Origin of the sequence: Pantoea sp. T14 (genome assembly GCF_036663535.1) — a bacterium.
Taxonomy (GTDB): Bacteria; Pseudomonadota; Gammaproteobacteria; order Enterobacterales; family Enterobacteriaceae; genus Pantoea; species Pantoea phytostimulans.
In genome coordinates, this window is the sequence record NZ_JAWUEB010000020.1 from 184255 (window position 1) to 211204 (window position 26950).

22 protein-coding genes are annotated in these 26950 nt (G+C 54.4%); 6 read left to right on the forward strand and 16 right to left on the reverse strand.

Going from position 1 to position 26950, the window contains the following annotated elements:
* Positions 1 to 87: 87 nt before the first annotated feature.
* Both SC127_RS09130 and SC127_RS09135 read left to right on the forward strand, forming a co-directional pair.
* Positions 88 to 930, forward strand: coding sequence for a 23S rRNA (adenine(2030)-N(6))-methyltransferase RlmJ (locus SC127_RS09130; RefSeq protein WP_332626006.1), 843 nt, complete (start codon positions 88 to 90; stop codon positions 928 to 930).
* A 57-nt stretch (positions 931 to 987) separates the two neighbouring features.
* Entirely contained in the window at positions 988 to 1803 is an 816-nt protein-coding gene (locus SC127_RS09135; RefSeq protein WP_332626007.1) for a CPBP family intramembrane glutamic endopeptidase, read from the forward strand.
* Here the strand turns inward: SC127_RS09135 and rnz are convergent.
* The gene (gene rnz / locus SC127_RS09140) at positions 1800 to 2711 is read right to left on the reverse strand and encodes a ribonuclease Z (protein ID WP_332626008.1); all 912 of its coding nucleotides are present in this window, start codon (positions 2709 to 2711) and stop codon (positions 1800 to 1802) included. The genes SC127_RS09135 and rnz overlap by 4 nt on opposite strands.
* A 128-nt stretch (positions 2712 to 2839) precedes the next feature.
* On the opposite strand from rnz, the gene gorA reads away from it, so the two are divergent.
* On the forward strand, positions 2840 to 4192 hold the full coding sequence (gene gorA, locus SC127_RS09145; protein ID WP_243079902.1) for a glutathione-disulfide reductase: 1353 nt from the start codon (positions 2840 to 2842) through the stop codon (positions 4190 to 4192).
* Between the two features lie 308 nt (positions 4193 to 4500).
* Here the strand turns inward: gorA and SC127_RS09150 are convergent, their stop codons facing one another.
* The 5 genes from SC127_RS09150 to SC127_RS09170 form a co-directional block, all read right to left on the reverse strand.
* Positions 4501 to 5142 (reverse strand): hydrolase, encoded by a 642-nt coding sequence (locus SC127_RS09150; RefSeq protein ID WP_215845317.1) that lies wholly within the window; start codon positions 5140 to 5142, stop codon positions 4501 to 4503.
* A 238-nt stretch (positions 5143 to 5380) separates the two neighbouring features.
* A complete protein-coding gene (locus SC127_RS09155) occupies positions 5381 to 6277 on the reverse strand; it encodes an alpha/beta hydrolase (protein WP_332626009.1) in 897 nt (298 codons plus the stop codon).
* A gap of 170 nt (positions 6278 to 6447) precedes the next feature.
* Entirely contained in the window at positions 6448 to 6786 is a 339-nt protein-coding gene (locus SC127_RS09160; RefSeq protein ID WP_215845315.1) for a hypothetical protein, read from the reverse strand.
* Positions 6787 to 6821: 35 nt separating this feature from the next.
* On the reverse strand, positions 6822 to 8162 hold the full coding sequence (locus tag SC127_RS09165) for a cation:proton antiporter (protein WP_332626010.1): 1341 nt from the start codon (positions 8160 to 8162) through the stop codon (positions 6822 to 6824).
* Between the two features lie 83 nt (positions 8163 to 8245).
* The gene (locus SC127_RS09170) at positions 8246 to 9454 is read right to left on the reverse strand and encodes an MFS transporter (RefSeq protein WP_332626011.1); all 1209 of its coding nucleotides are present in this window, start codon (positions 9452 to 9454) and stop codon (positions 8246 to 8248) included.
* A gap of 93 nt (positions 9455 to 9547) precedes the next feature.
* Between SC127_RS09170 and SC127_RS09175 the strand changes: the two genes are divergently transcribed.
* Positions 9548 to 10480 (forward strand): LysR family transcriptional regulator, encoded by a 933-nt coding sequence (locus tag SC127_RS09175; RefSeq protein WP_332626012.1) that lies wholly within the window; start codon positions 9548 to 9550, stop codon positions 10478 to 10480.
* Between the two features lie 502 nt (positions 10481 to 10982).
* On the opposite strand, the gene SC127_RS09180 is transcribed toward SC127_RS09175, so the two are convergent.
* The 8 genes from SC127_RS09180 to SC127_RS09215 all read right to left on the reverse strand — a co-directional run bounded on the left by SC127_RS09180 (position 10983) and on the right by SC127_RS09215 (position 21852).
* A complete protein-coding gene (locus SC127_RS09180) occupies positions 10983 to 11486 on the reverse strand; it encodes a TIGR00645 family protein (protein ID WP_215845312.1) in 504 nt (167 codons plus the stop codon).
* 54 nt (positions 11487 to 11540) lie between these two features.
* Positions 11541 to 14216, reverse strand: a complete 2676-nt coding sequence (gene kdpD / locus SC127_RS09185; protein WP_332626013.1) for a two-component system sensor histidine kinase KdpD — start codon at positions 14214 to 14216, stop codon at positions 11541 to 11543.
* 10 nt (positions 14217 to 14226) lie between these two features.
* Positions 14227 to 14805 carry a potassium-transporting ATPase subunit KdpC gene (gene kdpC / locus SC127_RS09190; RefSeq protein WP_215845310.1) on the reverse strand — a complete coding sequence of 193 codons (579 nt, stop codon included), beginning with the start codon at positions 14803 to 14805 and terminating at the stop codon, positions 14227 to 14229.
* Between the two features lie 10 nt (positions 14806 to 14815).
* Positions 14816 to 16864, reverse strand: coding sequence for a potassium-transporting ATPase subunit KdpB (gene kdpB, locus SC127_RS09195; protein ID WP_332626014.1), 2049 nt, complete (start codon positions 16862 to 16864; stop codon positions 14816 to 14818).
* A complete protein-coding gene (gene kdpA / locus SC127_RS09200) occupies positions 16861 to 18546 on the reverse strand; it encodes a potassium-transporting ATPase subunit KdpA (RefSeq protein ID WP_332626015.1) in 1686 nt (561 codons plus the stop codon). The genes kdpB and kdpA overlap by 4 nt, the downstream gene beginning before the upstream one ends.
* Positions 18546 to 18635 (reverse strand): K(+)-transporting ATPase subunit F, encoded by a 90-nt coding sequence (kdpF, locus tag SC127_RS09205; protein ID WP_215845309.1) that lies wholly within the window; start codon positions 18633 to 18635, stop codon positions 18546 to 18548. Before kdpF ends, kdpA begins: the two co-directional genes overlap by 1 nt.
* A gap of 154 nt (positions 18636 to 18789) precedes the next feature.
* Entirely contained in the window at positions 18790 to 19956 is a 1167-nt protein-coding gene (locus tag SC127_RS09210; RefSeq protein WP_243079908.1) for an HD-GYP domain-containing protein, read from the reverse strand.
* 501 nt (positions 19957 to 20457) lie between these two features.
* The gene (locus tag SC127_RS09215) at positions 20458 to 21852 is read right to left on the reverse strand and encodes an MFS transporter (RefSeq protein WP_215845308.1); all 1395 of its coding nucleotides are present in this window, start codon (positions 21850 to 21852) and stop codon (positions 20458 to 20460) included.
* Positions 21853 to 22273: 421 nt separating this feature from the next.
* On the opposite strand from SC127_RS09215, the gene SC127_RS09220 reads away from it, so the two are divergent.
* Complete coding sequence (locus SC127_RS09220; RefSeq protein ID WP_332626016.1) at positions 22274 to 23191, forward strand: sugar ABC transporter substrate-binding protein; 918 nt, start codon at positions 22274 to 22276, stop codon at positions 23189 to 23191.
* Between the two features lie 39 nt (positions 23192 to 23230).
* On the opposite strand, the gene SC127_RS09225 is transcribed toward SC127_RS09220, so the two are convergent.
* Positions 23231 to 23728 carry a GNAT family N-acetyltransferase gene (locus SC127_RS09225; RefSeq protein WP_215845306.1) on the reverse strand — a complete coding sequence of 166 codons (498 nt, stop codon included), beginning with the start codon at positions 23726 to 23728 and terminating at the stop codon, positions 23231 to 23233.
* 82 nt (positions 23729 to 23810) lie between these two features.
* Between SC127_RS09225 and SC127_RS09230 the strand changes: the two genes are divergently transcribed.
* Positions 23811 to 25643, forward strand: coding sequence for an ABC transporter ATP-binding protein (locus SC127_RS09230; RefSeq protein ID WP_332626017.1), 1833 nt, complete (start codon positions 23811 to 23813; stop codon positions 25641 to 25643).
* Here the strand turns inward: SC127_RS09230 and SC127_RS09235 are convergent.
* Entirely contained in the window at positions 25640 to 26764 is a 1125-nt protein-coding gene (locus SC127_RS09235) for a GNAT family N-acetyltransferase (protein ID WP_332626018.1), read from the reverse strand. The genes SC127_RS09230 and SC127_RS09235 overlap by 4 nt on opposite strands.
* Positions 26765 to 26950: the final 186 nt, after the last annotated feature.

Genomic DNA, 26950 nt, shown 5'->3' on the forward strand with positions numbered 1-26950 from the left:
ACGTCAGCAATTGTTCGCATCTGACGTTATAATCCAGCGCACTCGCTGTATCCCTTTTTAGCTGCAACCTCGGAAATCCCATTTTTTATGCTGAGTTATCGCCACAGTTTTCACGCCGGCAACCATGCTGATGTGCTGAAACACACCGTACAAAGCCTGATCATCACCGCCCTTAAAGAGAAAGAAAAACCGTTTTTCTATCTCGATACGCATGCGGGTGCAGGACGTTATCAATTGAGCGGTGAGCACGCTGAGCGCACCGGCGAATACCTGGAAGGGATTTCGCGTATCTGGCAACAGCCAGACGCACCCGAGCTGTTGCAACCTTATTTCGATGCCATTAAATCGCTTAATCGTGGCGATACCTTGCGTTATTACCCCGGTTCGCCGCTGATTGCCCGTCATTTGCTGCGTGAAGATGACAAACTGCAACTGACCGAACTGCATTCCAGCGATTACCCGCTGCTGCGTAACGAGTTTGGCAAAGATAGCCGCGCCCGCGTAGAACGCGCCGACGGTTATCAGCAGTTAAAGGCCAAGCTGCCGCCGCCTTCACGTCGTGGCTTGATTCTGATCGATCCGCCGTATGAAATGAAAAGTGATTATCAGGCGGTAGTAAAAGGTATTCAGGAAGGCCACAAACGCTTTAACACTGGCGTCTTTGCGCTGTGGTACCCAGTGGTTATGCGTCAGCAGATCAAACACATGATGCGTGATTTCGAAGCGACCGGCATTCGCAATATTTTGCAGATTGAACTGGCGGTACGCCCTGACAGCGCTCAACGCGGCATGACGGCATCGGGCATGATTGTGATCAATCCACCATGGAAACTGGCTGGCCAAATGAACACGTTGCTGCCTTGGCTGCATAAAAAGTTGGTTCCTGCTGGCACCGGTCATTTCAGCGTGACGCAGGTCGTACCCGAGTAACGCATAACGCTGCCGCGATGTGAACGTCGCGGCAAATGTCATCTGTAGGCTTCTGTCATGTGGTTAGTTCTGGCTGGCGCGCTGATTTCACTGGCACAGGCAAAACGCCTGGCGCTGCTGCTGCTGACACTCTCACTTTTGCTGGGACTTTATCAGGGTCTATTGAGCTGGCCAGCCGGCGTATTGATTTTACTTTCGGCAAGCCTCGTCGGGCTGCGTTTACGTTACCCAGCCAATCCTCATCTGCAAAGCAGCACCGAAGCGCTGTTAGTCTTCATCTGTATTGGGCTGTTTCTGCATCTTTTCCCCGGATTTCATCAGCCGCCGCACGTCGAAGCGGTGAGAGCAGGCCCGCAAAGCGTGCCTTTTAGCTTCTCGTTCAATCTTGATAAAGCATTAATTCCTTTTCTGCTGCTGGCCTGCACGCCCACGCTGTTCAACACTGCCGCCCATCCGCCACGGCATAACATCGTTTGGTTTGCCCTGTTAGCTGCTATTCCCCTGCTGCTTTGTTTGGCGGTGATGCTGGGTGGATTAGGATTTGAACCGCATTTTCCCGCGTGGATTTGGGCGTTCATGTTGGCCAATCTGTTTTTCGTGGCGCTGGCTGAAGAAGCTTTTTTTCGCGGTTATTTGCAGCACCGCTTGCGCCAGCGAGTAGGCGGAGGCAAAGCCTTGTGGATAACGTCACTGCTGTTTGGATTGGTGCATTTTCCAGGCGGTGTATTGCTGGTGATTTTTGCCACGCTCGCCGGGATAATTTACGGCCTTGCGTGGCACTGGAGCGGCCGCTTGTGGATCGCAACCGCATGCCACTTCACCCTCAATATGACGCATCTGCTGTTTTTTACTTACCCTGCGCTGCAGCATTAAAAGGTGAAGACCGCCAAATCATGCGCTATCTCAGTCGCCGGAAAAATGGTCTGACATTCTGCCAGCAGGCGCGCCATATCCTGCGGCAGGTAGCGTGAGCTAAAGTGCGTGGCAATCAAACGCTTAGCCCCTGCGTCTTTCGCCGCTTGTGCTGCCTGAAGCGTGGTTGAATGCCCACGTCCGTTTGCCTTTTCAATCATCGCGGCTTCAAGCGTGGTTTCATGCACCATCAAATCAACATCCGCCGCGAGCTGAAGCGCAACCTCAGTCGGTGCAGTGTCGCCAAATATCGCCAGCGTTTTGCCTTTGGTCGCAGGCCCCAAATAGTGTGCGCCGTTAATCACGCGGCCATCTTCCAGCGTCACTTTTTGGCCCAGCTTCAGCTGTTGATACCACGGCCCGCGCGGCACACCTTCCGCTTTCAGACGCGGCGCATCCAGAAAACCCGGTTTATCGTACTGTTCAATGCGATAACCAAAGCATTCAATGACGTGATTCAACAGCCAGGCCGTCACCCGAAATTCGCCATCATCCAAAACCGTTCCGGCTTCAATCTCAATAATGTCCAGCGGATAGCTGGTAAAAGATCCGCTCAGTGACAGCGCAGTTTCGATAAAGGTTTTGATGCCTTTTGGCCCATAAACGGTAAAAGGATCAAGCAGTCCCGCCATTGAGCGGCTGGTTAATAAACCCGGCAGGCCAAAGATGTGATCGCCGTGCAGGTGCGTAATGAAAATCTTATCCAATCTGCCCGGTTTCAGCGCAGTGCGCATGAATTGAAGCTGGGTCCCTTCACCACAGTCGAAGAGCCAGGTTTCGCCGCGAATTGAGCGGGTAAAAGCGATAGAGGTTACGTTGCGTTGCAGGCTGGGCGCACCGCCGCCGGTACCAAGAAAAGTAAGGTGCATGCTATGCTTCCCTGTAATGTGTGGAAAAAATTCGACCCTATTACAATCATAGGCGCAAACTTTGCGTCATTTCGACCCGCAGCGTTACACTCTATGCCAATTTTTCTTGCAACCAGATGGATACTGCAATGACCCGACATTTTGACTATCTCGCCATTGGCGGCGGCAGCGGCGGCATCGCTTCAATTAACCGTGCGGCGATGCATGGACAAAAATGCGCCCTGATCGAAGCCAAAGAATTGGGCGGCACCTGCGTCAACGTAGGTTGCGTGCCGAAGAAAATAATGTGGCACGCTGCGCAAATCGCTGAAGCTATCCATCTTTATGGCCCCGATTACGGCTTCGATACCACGGTAAACCGCTTCGATTGGGCGACCCTGGTGAAAAATCGCAGCGCCTATATTGATCGTATTCACACCTCCTACGACAACGTGCTGGGCAAAAACCAGGTTGAAGTGATCAGAGGTTTTGCCCGCTTCGTTGATGCGAACACAGTGGAAGTCAACGGTGAAACCATCACCGCCGATCACATCTTGATCGCGACCGGCGGCCGTCCAAGCCATCCTCGCATTCCGGGTGCGGAATATGGCATCGATTCCGACGGTTTCTTTGAACTCGACGCGTTGCCAAAGCGCACTGCGGTCATCGGTGCCGGTTATATCGCCGTTGAGCTGGCGGGCGTGGTGAATGCGCTGGGTTCGGAAACGCATCTGTTCGTGCGTCAACATGCGCCGCTGCGCACCTTTGATCCGCTGATCACCGAAACGCTGGTTGAAGTCATGAACACCGAAGGCCCAACACTGCACACCCATTCCATCCCTAAAGCGGTGATTAAAAATAGTGATGGCAGCCTGACGCTGCAATTAGAAAATGGCAGCGAGCAAACGGTTGATTGTCTGGTTTGGGCTATTGGCCGCGAACCGGCTAACGATGTGTTGAACATTGAAGCCGCAGGCGTGGAACTGGACGAAAAAGGCTATATCAAGGTTGATAAGTTCCAGAACACCAACGTGCCGGGCGTTTACGCCGTGGGCGATAACACGGGCGCAGTCGAGCTGACACCCGTGGCCGTCGCCGCTGGCCGTCGTCTTTCCGAGCGCTTGTTCAACAACAAGCCGGACGAGCATCTGGATTACAGCAACATCCCAACCGTGGTATTCAGCCATCCACCGATTGGGACTGTAGGTTTAACCGAGCCACAAGCGCGTGAGCAATATGGCGACGATCAGGTAAAAATCTATAAATCAGCCTTTACCGCGATGTATACCGCAGTGACGCAGCATCGCCAACCTTGCCGTATGAAGCTGGTTTGTGTCGGCGCTGAAGAGAAGATTGTCGGCATTCACGGAATCGGATTTGGTATGGACGAGATGCTGCAAGGCTTCGCGGTGGCACTGAAAATGGGCGCGACCAAAAAAGATTTTGATAATACCGTCGCGATTCACCCAACGGCTTCGGAAGAGTTTGTGACAATGCGCTAATAGCCGCCATTGATTACACATTTATTTCTCATCAGAATCCTACATGTTGAATGTAGGATTTTTTTTGGCAATCTACCTAGGATCGGCAATTCATCCTTTATATGAACCCAGAGTTTTAAAAGAATAAAAAAGGCTCAATCTTGAGCCTTTTACGATCATACCAACCCTATAAGATGCTTGGTTCATAATAAAAGGGTTAGCTCTCCCTATAAGAACCTCGCGCTATCCACTTTATACGCAACTGACTTCTGCGCTTTCATCATGCCGGTGGCCTTACGGCTGTTTATTGACGCGGTGAAAGCCACCTGTCAGCCCTGACGCGCTGGCGCGTTGTGCACCAGCGTGTAAGCGTAATCAACGCCCATGCCATAAGCACCACTGTGTTCACGAACCAGATCCATCACCGCGTCATAGGTCTCTTTACGTGACCAGTCGCGTTGATATTCAAGCAGCACCTGCTGCCAGGTGACAGGAATAGCACCCGCCTGCACCATACGCTGTACTGAGCGTTCGTGTGCATCAACGCTGGTGCCGCCCGACGTATCGGTGACCACGTAGACTTCAAAGCCTTCGTTCAGTGCCATCAACGCCGGGAATGTCAGACAAACTTCCGTCCACAGCGCGGAAATCACCAATTTTTTGCGGCCCGTTTTTTTCACGGCTTCGACGAATTTGGCATCTTCCCACGAGTTCATCGAGGTGCGTTCAATCGGTTTAATCTCCGGGTGAACCGCCAGCAGTTCAGGCCAGATATAACCGCTGAAGCTTTCGGTCTCAACGGAGGTATAAATTGTCGGCACGTTAAAAATCTTGCCCGCCTTGGCGAGAGCAACAGTGTTATTTTTAAGCTGCTGACGATCAATATTGGCGACGCCGAAAGCCATTTGCGGCTGATGGTCGATGAAGATCAGGGTAGAGTTTTGTGGGTCAAGCAGGTCAAGTTTAGACATGATTATTTCCTCTCAGAAGCCGTTGATTAGGTTGTTGTGCTGTTGGAATAAACTTTACGGCGACAGGCGCATAAGAGATAACGGAATGCATTTGATAACTTGTTCAAATAATTTATAGAAGCCTGTTAAGAAAGGATTTTTCTGGAGGAAACAGCGAATTCAGGCATGAAAAAAGGCGGTTTTATGCCGCCTTATTAACATTTTTTGTGGGTGCAGCGCTGCACCGGTTCGGTGCAGATTAACTTAGTCTATCCAGCCAGCCTACATAGGCTTGATCCCACAGTGCGGCAGGCGTTCCCGCTTTACCTAAACCAAAACCGTGTCCGCCTTTACTGATTTGAATCAGCTCAACCGGGACACGATTACGCCGACAGGTATCGCGCATAAGTTCCGTATTGAAAGGGTTTGAGGTGTGATCGTCCTCGGCCTGCGCCAGGAACGTGGGGGGATAGCTGCGTGTAACGTAATGTTGCACCGACCAGTTAGCTTCATCTTGCGGCGTGGCGTTTTTCCCCACCAACATTAAGTGGGTTGTGGTGTGCTGATACGGCGCTTCCAGCGTAATCACGGGGTAGATCAGACCTACGCTATCCACTTTCGGCACGACTTCATCCAGAGGATCCTGCGGAGCATAAGAATCATATTCTGGGCGCGCGGCCGCCATTCCCAACAGATGACCACCCGCTGAGAAGCCCAGCACATGCACCTTGCGCTCAAAAGAGCGCACCAAGCGAATGGCGCGTTGCGCATCCTGTAGCGGCGCTAAATGCCCGGCTTGCCATTTTTCCTGCGGCAGACGGTAGCTCAGCACATACGCGGTATAGCCATGGGCGTTTAGCCAGCGCGCCACCGGCCAGGCTTCACGTCCCATTCCAATCCAACGATAGCCGCCACCGGCAGCAATTATTACCGCCTCGCCGTTGGGATTTTCAGGCTTAAACCGTTGAATTGACGGGCTAACAATGTTCGACCATGAACCCGTTTTATTGATATGCAGCTCGCCGGACGGTCCGCCACCGCCGGGCGGATCGTCCGGCCAGAGGGGAATAATGTCGTCTCGAGCAAACAATTTGCCAGTGGTCATAGAAAGCGCAAGGGCTCCCGTGCCGAGAATAAAGTGTCGACGCGTAATCATGATGCCTGTATTTCAATGCTCAAATGATCAGCAAACTGTTGCGGTTCACTGAGGAGTGATTATGTGATGCAAGTCCAGTGCCAAATGCTGGCGATTATGTACGCAACTTTGCCTTAAAATCCATAAAAAAACGCGCCAGCCAGGCGCGTTTATTCGTTAATCAAGCTGAACTAATCTTCTTGCTGAAACTGCGTCATGACAGTCTGTTCACACTGCTGTTCATTGGCACGTAATTTAGCGCGCTCTTCATCGCCCAGTTGCAGCCAGGCACTGGCCACTTCATTGGCGGTATCTTCATCAAACTCGGGCTGATTCATGGCTGAAGGTGACTGGCTTTGCGCGACATACGTCTTCATTTTTTCAACGTATTGATCAGCGCTGGAAACCGCGTGCTCGCTGCTAACAATGTGACACAGCTGGCTGGCATACACATTTTGTTCGCCTTCGTTGGCTGCCAGCGCACTGCCGGAAACCAGCATGCCCAGCAGCAGTAGTTGAGTAGCTTTCATTACTGACTCCTGTTTTTTTAAATTAAGCAAAAACGTTAGTTACGATGTCGTGCTTCAAGGCGTTTCTGCCGCCAATTCAACAGCGGTGTCACCGTTACACCGTGAACCACAATGCTGCTTACCACCAGCGTCAACGCCATATCCACCATCATTTCGGCCTGCGCACCTTCCATGCCGTGCACCCAGGCAAAAGCGATATAGTTAAGGCTACCGATGCCGCGAATACCCAGCCAACCTATCAGCAAGCGTTGCGCTGTGGGAATGCCGGCTCCGATAGTTACCAGCCACACCGCGACCGGCCGTACTACAACAAACAGTAGCAGGCCAAGCATCACACCGTTGAGATTCCAGTGATACGCCAGCGTTACGCCCAGCACCACCATCATCAACGCAGCCAATAAACGTTCAATAGTATCGCCGAATGACAACGCATCGCCTACGACCAAACCCACCGATTTCACCATGCCGTTGTCATCGTGCTCCATGCGTTTATTGGGATTTACCAAGGCTTCCGCTGGCAACACGCGCTCATCATCGGTCATATCATCCGTTTGATAGCGTTTGAACACCCCCAGCTCGGCACGACGTAAGCCTACGCCGGCAGCAAACGCAGCGAGAAAGCCAGACGCACCCAGCCATTGTGTCAACGCATAACTCAGGGCGATCAGCGCCAGCGCAAGAAAATCATTGGGTGCGACATTACCATGCGCACTACGTAAATTGGTTGCCAGCGAGCCGATCAATCGCCCAAGCACAAAGCCAATCAGCAAACCACCGCCAATCGCCCAAAGCACCTCAGTCGCGCCCCAATGTGTCAGCAGCGCGCCGTTCAGGCTTTTACCGTTAAACAGCGCCAGCGCCAAAACCAGCAACGGCAATGCCGAGCCATCATTCATGCCAGCTTCACTTGAGATTGCGACACGCAGTGAATCATCGTCACGCGCATCGTTAACAGAAATCAAACTCGCCAGCACCGGATCGGTGGGTGCGACAATTGCGCCAAACGCCAGCGACAGCGGCCAGTCAAAACCAATTATCCAGTGCACCAGCGCAGTCATTGCGGCAACAGTGAGCAGCATAGCCGGGAACGCCAGCCTGACGCCAGTACGCCAGCTGAGCGCTTTTAACGGCAACCGTAATTTTAACCCGGTGATGAACAGCGACGCCGCCATGGTGATTTCAGTGATGTGCGCTACCAGCTCGGAATGGCGGATAATGTCAATTTGCAGGACGTTAAAAACCCACGGGCCGCATAACACGCCCGCAACCAGAAAAAGTCCAAATGAGGTCACTGGCCCACGGTGTATCCAACCGGCAGCCAGTGACATAAGCAGTAGCAGACAGCCGGTTGCGGCTGTCCAGGCGAGAAAATCCATAACGCTCCAATTATTTCCAGATTACCTTTAATCCTGGCACATCTTTTGAAAATGAGGTGAGCGTCATGGCAAGCACAATATAATCAGTTTTTAAGATGGCGACTGGCGAAGCGCACCGCCAAACTCGCGGCTCCGGCTAACGTGGATAACGCCACCACGCCGTTCCAACCCCAATGCGCCAGCGCCAGGCTTCCCAAGGCTGCACCGCTTGCCATCCCAATAAAGACCACGGTAAACAGCAAGGCGTTCAGACGGCTACGCGCTTCCGGGGCAAGGCCATAGACCAATGTTTGGTGCGCGACCAGGGTGGCCTGCACGCCCAAATCAAAACCGACGGTACTGATGATGATCAATGCTAGCTGAGCAGGCATCGGCAGCAGCGGCAGTAAAAACATCAAGGCGAAAGAAACGGTCACTAACGCTGCGCCCACTTGGGTAACGCGTGCCGGGCCGATGCGGTCGGCTACGCTGCCTGCCAGCGGCGCAGCCAATGCGCCCGCCGCGCCGGCCAAACCAAATGCACCCGCAACGGCGCTGTCGAAATGAAACCGCTCGCTAAGCATGATCGCTAACGTTGACCAAAAGGCGCTGAAACCCACCGATAACAATCCTTGCGCTAACGCTGCACGGCGCAATGTTTGATGCTGACGCCAGAGATGCACCAACGACAGCAGTAAACGTGGATAGCTTACCGATGTGCCCGGCGTAAAGCGTGGCAGCACGCGCCACAGCGCCATGCTAATGAAAAGCACCGCCAGCGCAGCGATCATATACATGGTGCGCCAGCCGAAATATTCCGCCACTACGCCGCTCACTACGCGTGACAGCAAAATCCCCACCAGCAAACCCGTCATGACGGTGCCAACTGTTTTGCCGCGGCTGCGCTCTGGTGCTAACGCTGCCGAAGCGGGAACGATATCCTGCGCCACGGTGGCGGTTAATCCGGTAGCAAAGCTGGCAACCAGCAGCGCACTCAGACCACCCGAAAATCCACACAGCAGCAGCGCCGCCATTAACAGCAGCCCTTTGATTAATATAATGGTGCGGCGATCGTGTCGGTCGCCGAGCGGTGCCAGCAGTAAAATGCCCAACGCATAACCCGCCTGCGTCAGCATCGGTACCATGCCCACCGCGCCAACGCCCACATTGAATTGCTTGCTGATGATATCCAGCATGGGCTGGCTGTAGTAAATCGACGCCACGCTTAAACCCGCGCCTGCTGCGAGTGTAAAAACCAACGGGCCCGGAAGGGCTTCGGCCTGGTCGCTATTGATGCTGTTAACTGCTGACATAATCTCTTCCTATAAATTCATTTCGCACATTAAAGCGCACTGCGGCTATACGCGGTAGACTGCTTGAAGGCAAAACCGTTATGCATGAGGCGTATGAGCAACTCCATCAGCAGTGATCGCATTGAACTAATGCAAACTTTTATCCGCATTGTTGAGAGCGGCAGTCTGTCAGCCGCAGCGCAACAACTTGGCACTACGCAGCCGACCATCAGTCGTCGCTTGCAGACGCTGGAGCAGCGGCTCGGCCTGAAACTGATTATGCGCACTACCCATGCGCTGAAACTCACCGATGATGGTGAACGTTGCTATGCGCAAGCGCGGCAGCTGCTGGCAACCTGGTATGCGCTTGAAGACGATTTGACGCGTGCCAACGACGATCCGGTAGGAACATTGCGCGTGCGTGCGCCGCATGCGTTTGGTCAAGATCAGCTGATCGCCCCGCTGCTCGACTACCTGCAGCGTTATCCACGCCTGAATGTCGAGTGGATGTTAAACGATCGCACGCCCGATTTTATGGCAGAGAACGTGGACTGCGCGATTCAGGTCGGTGCACCGACAGACACCTCGCTGGTGGCGATTTTACTGGCTGAAGTTCCGCGCATTGTAGTGGCATCGCCAGACGTATTGGCACAGCACGCTCCTGTCGAACAGGTTGAACAATTGTGTGATTTGCCTTGGCTGGCGCTGACCAGTTTTTATCGTAATGAAGTGGCATTGCAGCGAGTTCAGGATGGACAGCCCGTGAATCTGGCTATTACGCCAAGGTTGAGCAGCGACAGCTTATATGCGGTGCGCAAAGCGGCCTTAGCAGGAATGGGTGCAGCGATCGTGTCGGCTTGGGTAGTGCAAGAGGATTTGGCTGCTGGACGGCTCATTCAACTGACGCCGGAATGGCAAGCACCGCCGCTGCCCATTTGGCTAACTTATCCGTGGGCAAGTTATTACCCGGCAAGGCTAACCCAGTTTTTTGCAATGATTAAAGATGTAATGCCTACGCTGGCAGGTACAAGGCCAGCATCACGTTAGGTTTGGAAGGCGCGCGTAGATTTGGAAGGTGCGCGCTGTCCCCCATCCCGGCCTTCCCCCGCGACGCGGAGGAAGGAGACGCTGCCACATGCAGGTGAAGAGCGGGCATATTGCAGCGTCTTCCTCCCCGATGTATGGGGGAGGATTGAGGTGGGGGACAAACGACTTTCTCTGCGCGCTGTCCCCCATCCCAGCCTTCCCCCGCACCGCGGGGGAAGGAGACGCTGCCGCATGCGGGTATTGAGCGGGCATATTGCAGCGTCTTCCTCCCCCATGTATGGGGGAGGATTGAGGTGGGGACAAACGACTCATCTGCGCGCTATCCCCCATCCCAGCCTTCCCCCGCGACGCGGGGGAAGGAGACGCTGCCACATGCTGGTACAGTTCGGACATATTGCAGCGTCTTCCTCCCCCATTTATGGGGGAGGACCGAGGTGGGGGACAAACGACCTCGCACTTAACCGGATTGAAGTGGCACAAACCCTGGCCACCGCTTAATTTCCTAATAATCTTTCTTTTGGTTACGCGACATATTGTCCAGCCAGCCCATCACAAACGCAGACAGCACAAAGGTCAGGTGAATAATCACGTACCACATCAGCTTGTCATTAGCGACATTGCGCGCTTCCATGAACACGCGCAGCAAATGGATAGACGAGATCGCCACAATCGAGGCCGCAACCTTGTTTTTTAACGAGCCAGAATCCATCTTGCCCAGCCAGCTCAGCTTCTCTTTGTCTTCATCAATGTCGAGTTTAGAAACAAAGTTTTCATAGCCCGACAGCATCACCATTACCAACAACCCTCCCACCAGCGCCATGTCGACCAACGACAGCAGGATTAAAATCAGATCGTTTTCCGCCACGCTGAAAATGTTGGGCAACAGGTGAACAATCTCCTGAAAAAATTTGATGGTTAGCGCCAGCAATCCCAGCGAAAGTCCAATGTAAACCGGAGCCAACAACCAGCGGGATGCATACATCAGGTTTTCGGTAAAACGTTCCATAATTTCCCAATAGTGATCAAATAAGCTGGGCAGTATAACCGAGGAACTGTGAAGTTATTTCAGTGCCTCTTCAGAAATTTCCGGCGCGGGCGGCAGCGGCAATGATAAGCGAAATGATGCGCCACCCTGTGGACGATTCTCTGCCCAAATCTGCCCGCCGTGGCTTTCAATAATGGTTTTGCAGATAGCTAAACCCAAGCCCACACCCGGCACCGCCGACTCCTTATTCCCGCGCGCAAACTTATCAAAGATACGGGTTAACTCTGCCTCGGCAATGCCCGGCCCGCCGTCCCAAATTGCCAGTTCCAGCCGGTCTTTTTCCTGCCACGCCTTGATACCGCGCGGTGCGCCGTGACCCGCATATTTCAGGCTGTTTTCAATCAAATTGGTCAACACCCGCTCAAGCAGCGTGCTGTCGCCTTTGATCAGTACCATCTCTGGCGGTAACTCCAGCTGAATATGTTGCCCTTTCAGCGAGGCAGTCATGCTGCTGAGGGCGCCGCCAATCACCTCTTCCAGCGCCAGCCACTCTTCACGTAAATTCAAACCGCCCGATTGGATACGCGCCATATCCAACATATTGCTCACCAGCCGAATCGTGCTCAACGTCTGTTCGCGAATCTGGCTGGCCTGCTGCACATATTTTTCATCTTCGCTGGCGAGATCGAGCATCAACATTTCCGCCTGCCCAAACAGCACCGTCAGCGGTGTGCGCAAATCGTGGGATAGCGCCGAAAGCAGTGCATTCCTCAACTGTTCACGTTCTGCTGACAAGCGCGACGCTGCTTCACTCTGCGAAAGTGCAATGCGCTCTAACGCGTTAGCGATCAGCACGGTAAAGGTTTCGACCAACCGCTGCTGCTCAGGAATCATCAACTGGCGCAGGTTTTGTGGCTCAACCACCAGCAAACCGCGACACAGCGCACCACTTTTAAGCGGCAGAATTTGATAAGGCACGGCGGACAAGGTGTCAGTGCCCGCGCCTGCGGGTTGGCCTTTGCTGAAGCTCCACTTGGCGATAGCGCGATCCGGTTCATTGGCGGGTAGCGCATCACCAATAGACTGTAACTCACCCTGCTCATCCGGCAGCAGCAGCAGACTGCGCGCCTGTAACGTAACGTCAATTACCCGCTGGCTGGTCGCAGCGATATCCTGCGGCGTTAACGCGCTGCTCAGCGATTTCGCCATCTCGTACAGATAGCGCGCCCGCTGCTCGCGGTAACGTGCAACCCGCGCCTGATAGCGCACGCCAGCGGTGAGATTCCCGACAATCACCCCCACCGCCAGCATCACCGCAAAGGTCACCAGATATTGCAAATCGGAAACCGCAACCGTGCCGGTCGGTGCGACAAAAAACAGATCGAAAGCGAGAATGTTCATGATGGTCGCAATGATCGAAGGCAAGCGTCCATAACGCAGCGCGACGATCACCACCGCCAGCAAGTAGATCATCACGCTGTTAGCGGGATCGAAACCGATCAGCAACGTTTGCCCCACCGCTGTCACCAGCACGCACAGCACCAGCGCCATAAAGCAGCCACGCAGGTGCAACCGCCATTTATCGTTGCTAATGCGTCCTTCCGCCAGTGGATGCGGCGCATCCTTCACCGGTTCATCTAGCGCCACCACCAATAAATCGACATCCGGGCCAAGCTGACCCAGACGCTCGGCAAAGCTATCGCGTCGCCAGCGGCGTACCGGACGGCGACCCGTCACAATTTTGCCAAGATTGTGTTCGCGTGCGTAACGCAGCACCGCCTGGGCTTCATCAGGATCAGAGAGCGTAGCGGTTTCTGCGCCCAGCTCCTGCGCCAGTTGCAAGGTGCGGAGAATGGCACGACGGCGGGCTTCTGGCAGGCGATTCAGCCGCGGCGTCTCAACGTAAACCGCATGCCATTCGCTGCCCAACCTGGCGGCGAGCCGCGCCGCGCTGCGCACTAATTTTTCGCTGCCGCTGTCGTCGCCAATGCACAGCAAAATGGCGTCACGCGTATGCCATACGCGATCGCTGCCTTGACGGTCGCGCCAGGCACGCATCTGGTCATCAACACGATCGGCGGTGCGGCGCAGCGCCAACTCACGCAGTGCAAACAAGTTACCTTTGCGGAAGAAATTTTCGATGGCGCGTTCAGCGCGCTCACCCATGTAAACCTTGCCCTCTTTCAGCCGCTGGCGCAGGTCATCCGGCGGCAAATCGACCAATACCACTTCATCGGCGCTGTCGAAAAAGGGATCGGGCACGGTTTCGCGCACCTGAATGCCGGTCACGCCGCCAACAACATCGTTGAGGCTTTCAAGGTGCTGAACGTTGACGGTGGTGAGTACGTCAATGCCCGCCTCCAGCAACTCTTCAATATCCTGCCAGCGCTTTGGATGACGCGACCCTTGTACATTGGTGTGCGCCAGTTCATCCATCAGGATGACCGCAGGATGGCGCGCCAGCGCGGCATCGAGATCGAACTCGGCATGGCGCGAACGCCCCGTCGCGCGGCGTGGCAACAGCGCCAGACCTTCCAGCAGCTGTGCCGTCTCAGGCCGTTCATGGGTTTCTACCACGCCGACCAAGACATCCAACTCTTGCGCCCGCATGCGCTGCGCCTCTTGCAGCATGGCGTAAGTTTTCCCGACGCCCGCGCAGGCACCAAAATAGATTTTCAGCTTGCCGCGATGGCTGTCGCTGTTTTCCTGCAGCAGCGCATCGGGATTGGGCCGCAAAGGCTCGTCGTTCATAGCGTCCTTATTAAGGGTTTGCTGGCATCGCATCCAGCGCCATATTCAGCTGTAATACGTTCACCGTCGCTTCGCCGCTGAAGGTCAAAAACGGACGACGCGCCTGTTGTGTAATCAGCGCCTGCACCTGTTCTAACGGCAGCTGGCGCGCAGCGGCAATGCGCGGCGCTTGCCATTGCGCGGCCGCAGGCGAAATATCGGGATCGAGGCCGCTGCCCGACGCGGTAACTAATTCAACCGGCACCGCTTTTGGCGCGAGCGGATTGGCTGCCCGCAACGCTGCAACGCGCTCAGCCACCAGGTTATCCAGCGCCGGATTGCTGCCCGCCAGATTGCTGCCGCTGGAAGCCAGCGGATTGTAAGGCGCATCGCCGCTTGCCGACGGGCGACCCCAAAAGCGATCTGGCTGGGTAAAGTTCTGGCCAATCAGCGCCGAACCGCGCACCACACCTTTTTCCTCTAATAACGAACCGTTGGCCTGAGCGGGAAAAAGCCATTGCGCCAGGCCGGTGGTGAGCAAAGGATAAACCACGCCGGTGACAACGGTAAGCAGCAACAACAGTAAAATCGCAGGACGTAACTGACTCATTTTTTTCTCCTCAGGCCACGCCAAACAGCACCAAGATTAGGTCGATGGCTTTGATACCGACAAACGGCACCAGCAGCCCACCTAATCCGTAGATCAACAGGTTACGACGCAATAATGCCGCCGCACTCAGGGGACGATAACTCACGCCTTTTAGCGCCAGCGGGATCAGGAACACAATCACCAGCGCGTTGAATATCACCGCCGAGAGAATGGCCGAGTTAGGGGAATGCAGCTGCATCACGTTGAGCGTATTGAGCTGCGGATACGTGGCGGCAAATGCCGCCGGAATGATGGCAAAATATTTGGCTACGTCGTTGGCGATACTGAAGGTCGTCAGCGAACCGCGTGTCATCAGCATCTGCTTACCGATGTGCACCACTTCCAGCAGCTTGGTGGGATTAGAATCGAGATCCACCATGTTGCCCGCCTCTTTTGCGGCCTGGGTTCCCGAGTTCATCGCCACCGCAACGTCAGCCTGTGCCAATGCAGGCGCATCGTTGGTGCCGTCGCCTGTCATCGCCACCAGGCGGCCTTCAGCCTGATATTGACGGATCAGCGCCAGCTTGGCTTCCGGTGTTGCCTCCGACAAAAAGTCATCCACGCCCGCTTCCGCAGCAATCGCCGCCGCCGTCAGTGGATTGTCGCCCGTGATCATCACCGTTTTAATGCCCATTTTGCGCAGCTCGGCAAAACGCTCTTTAATCCCGCCTTTAACGATATCTTTCAGCGCCACCACGCCTAACACGTTCGCGCCTTCTGCCACCACCAGCGGCGTACCGCCGGTGCGCGCCACCTCTTCAACTCGCGCATTCACTTCAGCCGGAAAATGACCATTACTGGCTTCAATATGACGACGTACTGCGTCCACCGCGCCTTTACGAATCAAGCGATCCTGCACGTTCACGCCGCTCATGCGGGTTTGCGCCGAGAAGGGAATAAAACTCGCGCCCATGCTGCTGAGATCGCGCTCGCGCAGATTAAACTTCTGCTTGGCGAGCACCACAATACTGCGCCCTTCGGGGGTTTCATCCGCCAGCGAGGCGAGCTGCGCCGCATCTGCCAGCTGCTCTTCGCTGACGCCGGGTGCCGGTAAAAATTGCGTGGCCTGACGATTACCCAGCGTGATGGTGCCGGTTTTATCCAGCATCAACACATCGACATCACCCGCTGCTTCCACCGCCCGCCCGCTGGTTGCAATCACGTTTGCGCCTAACATGCGGCTCATTCCCGCCACGCCAATCGCAGAAAGCAGGCCACCAATGGTGGTTGGAATCAAACAGACCAGCAGCGCCACCAGCACCGTAACGCTGACCGGCGTGCCGCCCCACGCGGAAAAGGGCCACAGCGTCACCGTTGCCAACAAAAAGACGAGGGTGAGCGACACCAGCAAAATAGTCAGCGCGATCTCGTTAGGCGTTTTACGACGTTTCGCGCCTTCAACCATGGCAATCATACGGTCTAAAAAGGTTTCACCCGGATTTGCGCTGCAACTGATTACCAGCCAGTCGGAAAGAATGCGCGTGCCACCCGTCACCGACGCAAAGTCGCCACCCGACTCACGTATCACCGGTGCCGATTCGCCGGTGATGGCGCTTTCATCCACCGATGCGCCACCTTCCAGCACTTCACCGTCACAGGGAATGATGTCGCCCGCTTCCACTAACACCACATCGCCTTTACGCAGCTGATCGGCCGCGACCTGCTGCCAGCTTGCGCCGTAGCGCGCCTCGGCGAGTTTTTTGGCGAAGCTGGTTTTCTTCACGCCTTTTAAGCTACTGGCTTGCGCCTTGCTGCGCCCTTCCGCCAGCGCTTCTGCCATGTTGGCGAACAGCACGGTAAACCACAGCCAAATCGCGATCGCACCGGTAAAGCTGGCGCTGCCGCTGGTTTTCCCCGCCAGCATCGCCAACGTTAAGAGGCTGGTCAGTACGCTGCCGAGGTAAACCACAAACATCACTGGATTACGAAATTGCACGCGCGGATCGAGCTTTTTCATGGCATCGAGCACCGCAACGCGCAGCAGCGCTGCATCAAACAGCGCTTGTTGTTGACGACTCATGATGTTTTCACCTGAAGATTAAGATGCTCAGCGATCGGGCCTAAAGCCAGAGCAGGAATGAAAGTCAGTGCACCCACCAGCAGCACGGTGCCAATCAGCAGCGAAATAAATAACGGGCCGTGTGTCGGCAGAGTGCCGTTGCCAACCGGCTGCACTTTTTTCACCGCCATCGCACCGGCAATCGCCATCACTGGAATGATGATGCCAAAGCGTCCCAGCAACATGCAGCTTGCCAGCAGCAGATTCCAGAAAGGGGTGTTAGCACTTAGACCCGCAAAGGCGCTGCCGTTGTTGTTCGCTGCCGATGAAACGGCATACAGCACTTCGCTGAAGCCATGAATGCCGGGATTTAACATGCCAGCACGCCCAGCATCGGTCATCATCGCCAGCGCCGTTCCGATCAGTACCAGCGCCGGCGTGACTAAAATCGCCAGCGCGGTCATTTTCATTTCCCACACATCGATTTTTTTGCCGAGAAATTCTGGCGTACGACCGATCATCAGGCCCGCGATAAACACCGCTAACAGCACAAACAGCAGCATGCCGTACAAGCCTGCGCCTACGCCGCCAAACACCACTTCACCCAATTGCATCAACCACATCGGCACCATGCCGCCCAACGCGGTAAAGGAATCGTGCATGGCATTCACCGCCCCGCAGGAAGCCGCCGTGGTGATCACTGCAAACAGGCTGGAGTTGAGAATGCCAAAGCGCGTCTCTTTGCCTTCCATATTCATCGCGCTGTCAGCACCTAATGCGATGAAATGCGGATTACCCTTGACCTCTGCCCACATAACAACACTCACCGCGACCACAAACATCAGCGTCATCGCCCACAGCAGCATGTTGCCCTGACGCCGATCTTTGACGCTTTCACCAAAGGCAAAGCAGAGCGCGGCGGGGATCAAAAAGATGCTGAGCATCTGCACCAGATTGGTTAATGCGTTGGGGTTTTCAAAGGGATGAGCGGAGTTAACGTTAAAGAAGCCACCGCCGTTAGTGCCGAGCATTTTGATCGCTTCCTGCGATGCCACCGGCCCCATCGCCAGCGTTTGCTGTGCCCCCTCCAGCGTAGTGATGCTGTGATAGGGTAAAAAGTTCTGGATGCTGCCCTGGCTGACAAAAAACAGCGCCATTAGCAGGCTAATTGGCAGCAGGATATACAGCGTAATGCGTGTGAGATCGCGCCAGGCGTTGCCTAAAGTTTCAAGCGAACGACTGGCGAAGCCGCGGATCAGCGCAAACGCCACCGCGATGCCGGTGGCTGCCGACAGGAAGTTTTGTACCGTTAATCCCACCATCTGACTGAAATAACTCAGCGTGCTTTCGCCACCATAAGATTGCCAGTTGGTGTTGGTGACAAAGCTCACGGCGGTATTCAGCGCCAGATGCCAACTCAGGCTCGGCAACTGCTGCGGGTTAAGCGGCAATTCGCCTTGTAGCAATAAAATGGCCAGCAACAGCAGCAAACCAAGGGCATTAAACAGCAGAATCGCCAGCAGATAATGCGGCCAGCGCATGCCTGGCTGCTCCGTTCCCAACAGACGCCACAGCGGGCGTTCCAGCCCGGCAAACAGCGGCTTGTCAGCCACGAAACGTGCCATCCCGCGTCCCAGTGGCTGCGCCAGTACCATGAGCAGCAGCACATAGACGGCGATCAGTAAAAATGCATTGGCCGCCATTAGAACGCCTCCGCATTGAGCAAGGCATAAACTAAATAGCCCAGCAATAACACCACCAGCACAATGCCGGTTATTACGTCCACGCTCACAGTCACCTCCAGAGAATTGGATTTGCTGATTAGCTTGCGCTGAGGCGTATAAAGAAGGTGTTAAAATGCGTGGCGTGGGTGTAAATAAAGTATAAAAATGGCGATAAATCAGGCGTTTTATGTGGGGTATGCAGGCTGCATTAATAGGCGGCGCTTAAGCCGCATGCAGCGCCCAAATACGGTTGAGATCGACGTTTATCCATAAATTGCTCTCTTCTGCGCTAACAATACTGTCAGTACAAAAGCTGTCACCGAGATCGACTATTTCAGGCTTCATTTCGCGCTGGGCATGCAGCGACCAGAATACGTGAACACAAGGACGCAACAGGGATTTTTCGCCTGCCTTTACCACCAGCGCAACCCGGCCCGATGCCAGACGTACCAGCGATCCCACCGGATAAATGCCAATAGTGCGCACAAAACTATTGAGCAGGTGGCTGTCAAAATGACCGCGCCAGCTCAGCATGTTGTGCATCGCTTCTGCGGGCGTCCAGCCTTTACGATAAACACGCGTCGACGTCAGTGCATCGTAAACATCGCACACTGCCGCCATGCGAGCGAACCGTGTAATCTGTTCGCCTTTCAGCCCATGTGGATAGCCATTTCCGTCATATCTTTCATGGTGATGCAGGGCAATATCCAGTAGATCTTCGTCAGCGTCAGCCTCCATTAAAATCTGTGCTCCGATAATGGGATGCTGACGCATGACGTTGAACTCTTCCTCTGTCAGCTTGGTGGGCTTATTGAGAATATCCAGCGGCACCGCCGCCTTGCCCACGTCATGCAGCAAGCCGCCCATACCCACGCGACGAAGCTGCTGTTCGTTGAGACCCAATGTTTTACCCAGTGAGATCATCAAGCCGCAGACCGCCATGGAATGCAGATAGGTGTAATCATCGTGGCTTTTTAGCCGCGCCACGCTCAGCAAAGCAGAAGGTTCACGCTCAATGGATCCGGCGATTTCATCGACTAAATCGATCATAAAAGAGAGATCGAGGCTGTTACCCAGACGCGCTTCGTTGAACATCGCTAACACTTTCGGCTTGCCCTGCTGAAAGATCAGCTGCGCCTTATCCAGTTCCTGAAAAAACGGCGTACGTGGAATAGCTTTTTTTTCTACTGCTGGCGCAAGCGGGGCCTGTACCGATTTATCGAGATCGATCCAGATCGATTGGATCCCTTCGTTACGTAAAGTGATGATCTGATGAGGATCAGTGATCAGCATTTGGTTGCGAATGCGCTTGTCTTTCATCCACCAAACGTCCAGTTTGTGGATGAACATTCCGAGCCGCAGTTCGCCAACGGCAATCAGCTTTATCACGATATCACTCCTTAATATCAGCGGGTGGTAGGGTGATATCGGCAGCTGAACAAATATTCTTCAACAGGTTTTGTGCAAACTGTGTGGTACGACGAGACGGGGATTGTGCGCGCTGTCTCCTGTCCTCTGCGCACTGTCAAACGGCCTCATCTGCGCGCTGTCCCCCATCCCGGCCTTCCCCCGCACTGCGGGGGAAGGAGACGCTGCAACATGCAGCTTCATCACTAACATATGGCAGCGTCTTCCTCCCCCCATGTATGGGGGAGGATTGAGGTGGGGGACAAACGGCCTCATCTGCGCGCTGTCCCCCATCCCGGCCTCCCCCCGCAACGCGGGGGAAGGAGACGCTGCAACATGCAGCTTCATTACTCGCATGTGGCAGCGTCTTCCTCCCCCATATATGGGGGAGGACTGAGGTGGGGGACAAACGGCCTCGCACTTAAGGAGGATTGAGGTGGGGGACAGACGACCCCGCATTTATGGGGGCCCTTTATCAGCACGTTAAATTGCTTTAATGCCATCTTCTTTCCCCTGTTTTTCGAAGCCTTGGTGATTTTCCTGCTGCTCTTCCCCGACACGTTCGATAGGGCCCATTACAAACAGGAACAATACTGCGGCAATCACGCAGTGCGCGCCGACAAACACCAAACCGATACTGTAACTGCCGGTCAAACCCACAATGATGCCGAACAGCAGCGGCGTGGTGAAACCCGCGATATTACCGATACCGTTAAAGATTGCGCCCGCCAGGCCAACCGCTTCTTTGGGTGCGGTATCGCTGATCACGGTCCAGGTTCCTGCGCCTGCCGCCACACCTTTGCCAAAGAAAGCAAACGACATGATGGCGATAATGCCCACATTGCTGGGGATCACTGCCGCCAGAATCAAGCTGGCTGCCATCAACATACCCACGATGTAAGGCGTTTTACGCGCCCAGGAAACGCTCCAGCCTCTGGCCAGCAGTTTGTCAGAGATATAACCGCCGCTGATGCCGCCGAGGAAGCCAAACAGCGCCGGTGCAATGGTGGCTAAACCGGCATCCATGATGTTCATGCCGCGCGCCTGAACCAGATAGATAGGAAACCAGGTGATGAAGAAGTAGCTCAGCGCGATGATGCAGTACTGGCCGAGATAGGCACACCACAACATGCGGTTGGTCAGCAGTTTTTTGAACATCGCTTTGCTCAGTGCCGGACGCTCTTTCAGTGTTTTGGCTGAGTCGATATCCACCAGCGCGCCACCCTCAACGATGTGGCGGAATTCGTTTTCCGACACGCCAGGATGATTGCGCGGTTCACGCATATAGGTTGCCCAAACAAACACCGCCAGCACGCCAATGCCGCCAAGCACAAAGAAAGGCCATTCCCAACCGTGACGTGAAACCAGCCAGGCAGAAAGCGGCGAAAAAATAGCGACAGCAAAGTACTGCGCCGAGCTAAACAGCGACGACGCACGACCGCGTTCAGCGCCAGGAAACCACATGATCACCACGCGGGCGTTGGCAGGAAAGCTGGGTGCTTCTATCAATCCCAGCAGGAAACGCAGGCCAAACATCAGTATCAGTGCACCTGTCATGCCGCTGGAAAACTCACCGACAAATCCCATCGCGATGGTAGATACCGACCAGAGCGCCAGCGTGACGCCATAGACTTTTTTAGCCCCAAAACGATCCAGAAAAAGTCCGCCGGGGATTTGGCCGATCACATATGCCCAACTGAATGCCGACAGGATCAGCCCAAGCTGGATCGCGGACAGGCCAAATTCATCTTTGATCGCCGATCCTGAGATCGACAGGATCGAACGGTCAGCATAGGCCACCACCGATAAAAAGAGGATCAGACACAAAATCCAGATACGAACATGCGAGGTTTTCGTCGCGAGCTTATCTTTCAACATGAGGTGAATTCCTTAAAAAGGGGCAGCGTCCTGCCGCATAGTTTTTTTTCAGGAATACCGCTGAGATTCCCTTGTGAAGAAAATATAGATAGGAGCCTAACTAAAGGTCATTGTGCGAATGGTGAGATTGTCGGCCATGTTTAGCGCTAATTTTGGCAACTGCCACAATGCGCAGTGCGACGCTGCACATAAGCTGAAAAAGTACGCCATTTTTGCCGTGGAATGTGCGCCGTGTCTGAGAAATCAGCACCAGAGAACGCTATGCAGCATAAATTTTTTCAGCAAAGTGTGCACCCGCTTGCAAGAGTAAAATCAGGCAATTGTCAAAGCACGCGCCGACTCGTAGGCTGCAAATGAATTCATTAAACCATTTCCTTTATTAATGAAAAGAAAATTCCAAAAATAGCCTGCGGAGTCTGCAATGAAAAAGAAAGCGTTAGTAATGCTGTGCATGATGAGTCTCTCCGCTTCGGCGCTGGCTGAAAAAATCGGCGTATCGATGGCTTACTTTGACCAAAACTTTCTCACCATTATTCGTCAGTCGATTGATAAAGAGGCTAAAACGCAGGGGCTGGAATCGCAGTTTGAAGATGCGCGCGGCGATGTCGGTCGGCAAACCGATCAGGTACAGAGCTTTATCGGCTCAGGTGTAGACGCCATCATTGTCGATCCGGTTGATTCTGCCAGCACGCCTGCGCTCACCAAGCTGGCGCAACAGGCAAAAATTCCGCTGGTGTTTGTTAACCGTACGCCAGGCGATAAAACGCTGCCGCCGGGCGTGGTGTTTGTGGGTTCTGACGAACGTGAATCGGGCGTGTTGCAGATGGAAGCGCTGGCAAAAATGGCTAACTATCGCGGCAACGTCGCCATCATGATTGGCAACCTCACCGATGCGGGTGCATTGCAGCGTACCAAAGACGTTGAGCAAGTGGTGGCGAAATACCCCAACATGAAAGTGGTGCTGAAACAAACCGCCAACTATTCACGCAGCGAAGGCATGGATTTGATGTTGAACTGGCTGTCGAACGGTGAAGATATCGACATTGTTGCGGCCAATAACGACGAAATGGCGATTGGTGCCACCATGGCCATCGCGCAGGCAAAACCGAAGAAAAACATTCTGGTCGGCGGCATTGATGCCACGCCGGATGGATTAAAATCGATGGCTAACGGCAGCATGCAGGTCACGGTATTTCAGGATGCGGTGGGACAAGGCAAAAAGTCTGTTGAGGTGGCGCAGCGTTTAATAAAACGCGAAAAAGTGGATTCGCATCAGTGGATCCCGTTTGAGTTGGTCACTAAAGAGAACATGCAGCAGTACGTCAATAAAAGTAAATAACCTGAAACCGGAGCGGCCTGTCCGCCGCTCCGGGCTTGGTTAACTATCCAGCAGCTTCGCCATCATCACCACGTCATGCCGTTTTCCGTCACGCAGCGATGCCTGACGCCGTACGCCTTCACGCTCAAACCCAAGACGCTCATACAAGCGCAGCGCGCGGTGATTATCGTGAAACACTTCCAGTTCGATGCGCGTCACGCCCAGCCAGTTTTGCGCGTAATCTATCCCGGTACGAATCAATCGCTCGCCCACGCCGCGCCCGGCAAAGGCCGGATCAACACCAATGCCAAAACTGATGCAGTGGCGCGTCCGCGGCCTGTTTTCAACAAACAGGGTTAATTCGCCCACCATTTTGCCGTCAATTTCAGCAACAAAAGCGATGAATCCTTCAGCATCCATTTTCAAAAATTTCTTTTCCCAGGTCGCTACGCTCGGATACGGCAGCTGAAGCGTCCAGGGATAAACATCAGGATGGCTGTACAAACGCTGATAAGCCGCAGCATCGCTGGGTTCACGTCCACGAACGGTAATTTCCATATTTTCTCCTGTTAGACGGTGGGTTTCACTGCACCAAATTGCACTAAGCTGTAATTCTTTATCGGTTGGAAAGAGTGATTCTATGTTGTATCGCCGTTTTGAACGTTTTATCAATATTTTTCAGGATGCGCCCACCGAATCGCCGCCCTCATCAGTCTGGCCCTTTTACGCGTATTATTTGCGTCAGGTGTGGCCCAGTTTTGCGGCGCTGTTGGTGGTTGGGCTTGGATCGGCGTTGGTGGAGGTTGCGCTTTTCAGCTACCTGAGCCGCATCATCGACCTGGTCAATCATTCAACGCCCGCCAGCTTGTTCCGCGACAACTGGCAAATTCTGCTCTGGATGGGATGTGTCGCCTTGATTCTGCGACCCATCTTTATCGCGCTGCATGACATGCTGGTGCATCAAAGTATTAACCCCAGTATGACCAGTATGATCCGCTGGCAGCACCACAACTATGTGTTGCGCCAGAGCCTGAACTTCTTCCAGAACGACTTCGCTGGACGCATTGCGCAGCGCATCATGCAAACCGGCAATGCGCTCAGAGATTCATCAGTACAACTGGTGGATGCCATCTGGCACGTGCTGATCTATTCCGTAACCTCGCTGATTCTGTTCGCCGAAGCGGACTGGCGATTGATGATCCCACTGATTATCTGGATTGTTGCTTATGCCGCCTCGCTGCGCTTTTTTGTGCCACGCGTGAAAGCGCGTTCAGTGGTCTCTTCAGAAGCGCGTTCAAAATTGATGGGCACGATTGTCGATGGCTACACCAATATCACCACCATCAAACTCTTTGCCCACAGCGACCTGGAACGCAAATATGCCCGCGAAGCGATTCAGGAACAGACCAACAAAACGCAGCACGCCAGCCGCATGGTTACGAGCATGGATCTGACCTTATCAGCGTTGAATGGCCTGCTGATAGTCTCCACTTCCGGGCTGGCGCTGTGGCTCTGGAGCGAGTCGCTGATCAGCGTCGGTGCTATCGCACTGGCAACTGGTTTGGTGATCCGCCTGGTCAACATGTCCGGTTGGATCATGTGGGTGGTGAACGGCATTTTTGAAAATATCGGCATGGTGCAGGATGGCCTGAATACCATCGCCCAGCCGCTGAGCGTGCAGGATGCGCCAAAAGCCAAAAACCTTGAAGTGACACGCGGCAATATCCGCTTTGAGGATGTGCGCTTTGATTACGGCGGCGGCCGTCAGGTCATCAATCGCCTTAATCTCGACATCAAACCGGGCGAGAAGATTGGGCTGATTGGCCCGTCTGGCGCGGGCAAATCCACCCTGGTTAACCTGCTGCTGCGGCTGTATGACCTGAACGGGGGCCGCATCGTAATTGATGGCCAGAATATCGCGGAAGTTACCCAAGAAAGCTTGCGCAGCCAGATTGGTATGATCACCCAAGATACCTCACTGCTGCACCGTTCGATTCGGGAAAACCTGCTGTATGGCCGCCCCGATGCCAGCGAACAAGCGCTGCAATTGGCTATTCATCGCGCCCGCGCAGATGAATTCATTCCGCTGCTCTCTGACCCGCAAGGACGTACCGGGCTGGATGCGCAAGTTGGTGAGCGCGGCGTGAAGCTTTCTGGCGGGCAGCGTCAACGTGTGGCGATTGCGCGCGTGCTGCTGAAAGATGCGCCGATTTTGATCATGGATGAAGCCACATCGGCACTCGACTCGGAAGTCGAAGCGGCTATTCAGGAGAGCCTGGAATCGCTGATGCAGGGCAAAACGGTGATTGCTATCGCTCACCGCTTGTCGACCATCGCCAAGATGGACCGCTTAGTGGTGCTGGAGAAAGGTGAGATTGTCGAGATGGGCAGCCACCGCGAGTTGCTGGCGCAAAACGGACTGTACGCCCGCTTGTGGCAGCATCAAACCGGCGGCTTTGTCGGCACCGATTAATCACCGCGTCGATAGGGCAAGGCGTCGCGCGCCTCCTCTTCCCAGGCGCGTACGCCCTCCCTTTCTCGCTGAAGAAAATCATCCACCGCTTCACGCAATCCCGGATGCATTAAGTAATGCCACGAGTGGGTAATATGCGGCTCAAAGCCGCGCACCAGTTTATGTTCGCCTTGTGCGCCCGCATCAAAACGCTGCAATCCTTCTGCAATGGCAAAATCCATTCCCTGATAGAAACAGGTTTCAAAATGCAGCCGGTCAAATTCGGCTAAACATCCCCAATAACGTCCATACAGTGCGTGTTCATCTTTGAGGTAAAACGCCATCGCTGCGGGCTGCTGCTGAAGGTGCGCAATCACCACGCGGATATTTTCTGGCATCCGCTCCGCCAGCAAACTAAAGAAATTGCGCGTTAAATAGGGCCGCTGGCCGCGCACTGCGTAAGTGTTGGCGTAACAGGTATACACAAAATCCCACTGATCTTCACGGAGCTGATCGCCGCGATACCCGCTGAATTCAAAGCCACTCTGCGTCACCTGTTCACGCTCTTTGCGCAGCTGTTTACGCTTGCGTGACATCAACGTGTCGAGGAAATCCTGAAAGTCGCGGTAGCCGCGATTGTGCCAGTGATACTGCAGGCCCCAGCGTTCAAGCCAGTTGGGCTGCTCGTGCAGCAGATGATTGGCCTGCGCATCGGTAAAATTAATGTGCGCGCCGCTCAATCCGTTTTTTAGCAGCGTTTCCGGTAAGGCTGCCAGCAATTGTGCCGCCGCGTCGGGCGCGCCAATCAGACGTGCGCCCGTGACCGGACTGAAAGGAATGGCCCCAAGCCATTTTGGATAATAACGGATTCCTGCACGCTGGCTGGCATCGGCCCATGCATGATCAAATACATATTCGCCCTGCGAGTGACGCTTGCGATAGCCAGGAATAGCAGCGCGCAGCACGCCGTTTTCACGCCACAGCAGATGATCCGGTTGCCAGCCCGATTCAGCGCGCACGCTGCCGCTCTCCTCCAGACTGGACAGAAAGGCGTGGCGTAAAAAAGGTTGATCATCAGGTAACAGCGCATCCCATTCGGCGGCAGCAATCTCTGCTAACGAAGTCAGGTGAATCAGTGACATCAACAACTCCAGACAAGAACGGGCGAACCGTCAGTCAAGCAGGTTTTTGAGTAGAGGGAAAGTGTAATGGTATCAGCAGCGGCCAGACGTTATCTATTGATCGAACGGGAGAGATCGTTCCGTGATGACAACGCATTGAAACTGCACCCGTTCGATGGTGCGCATTTTACCCGCTCACTCGTCATT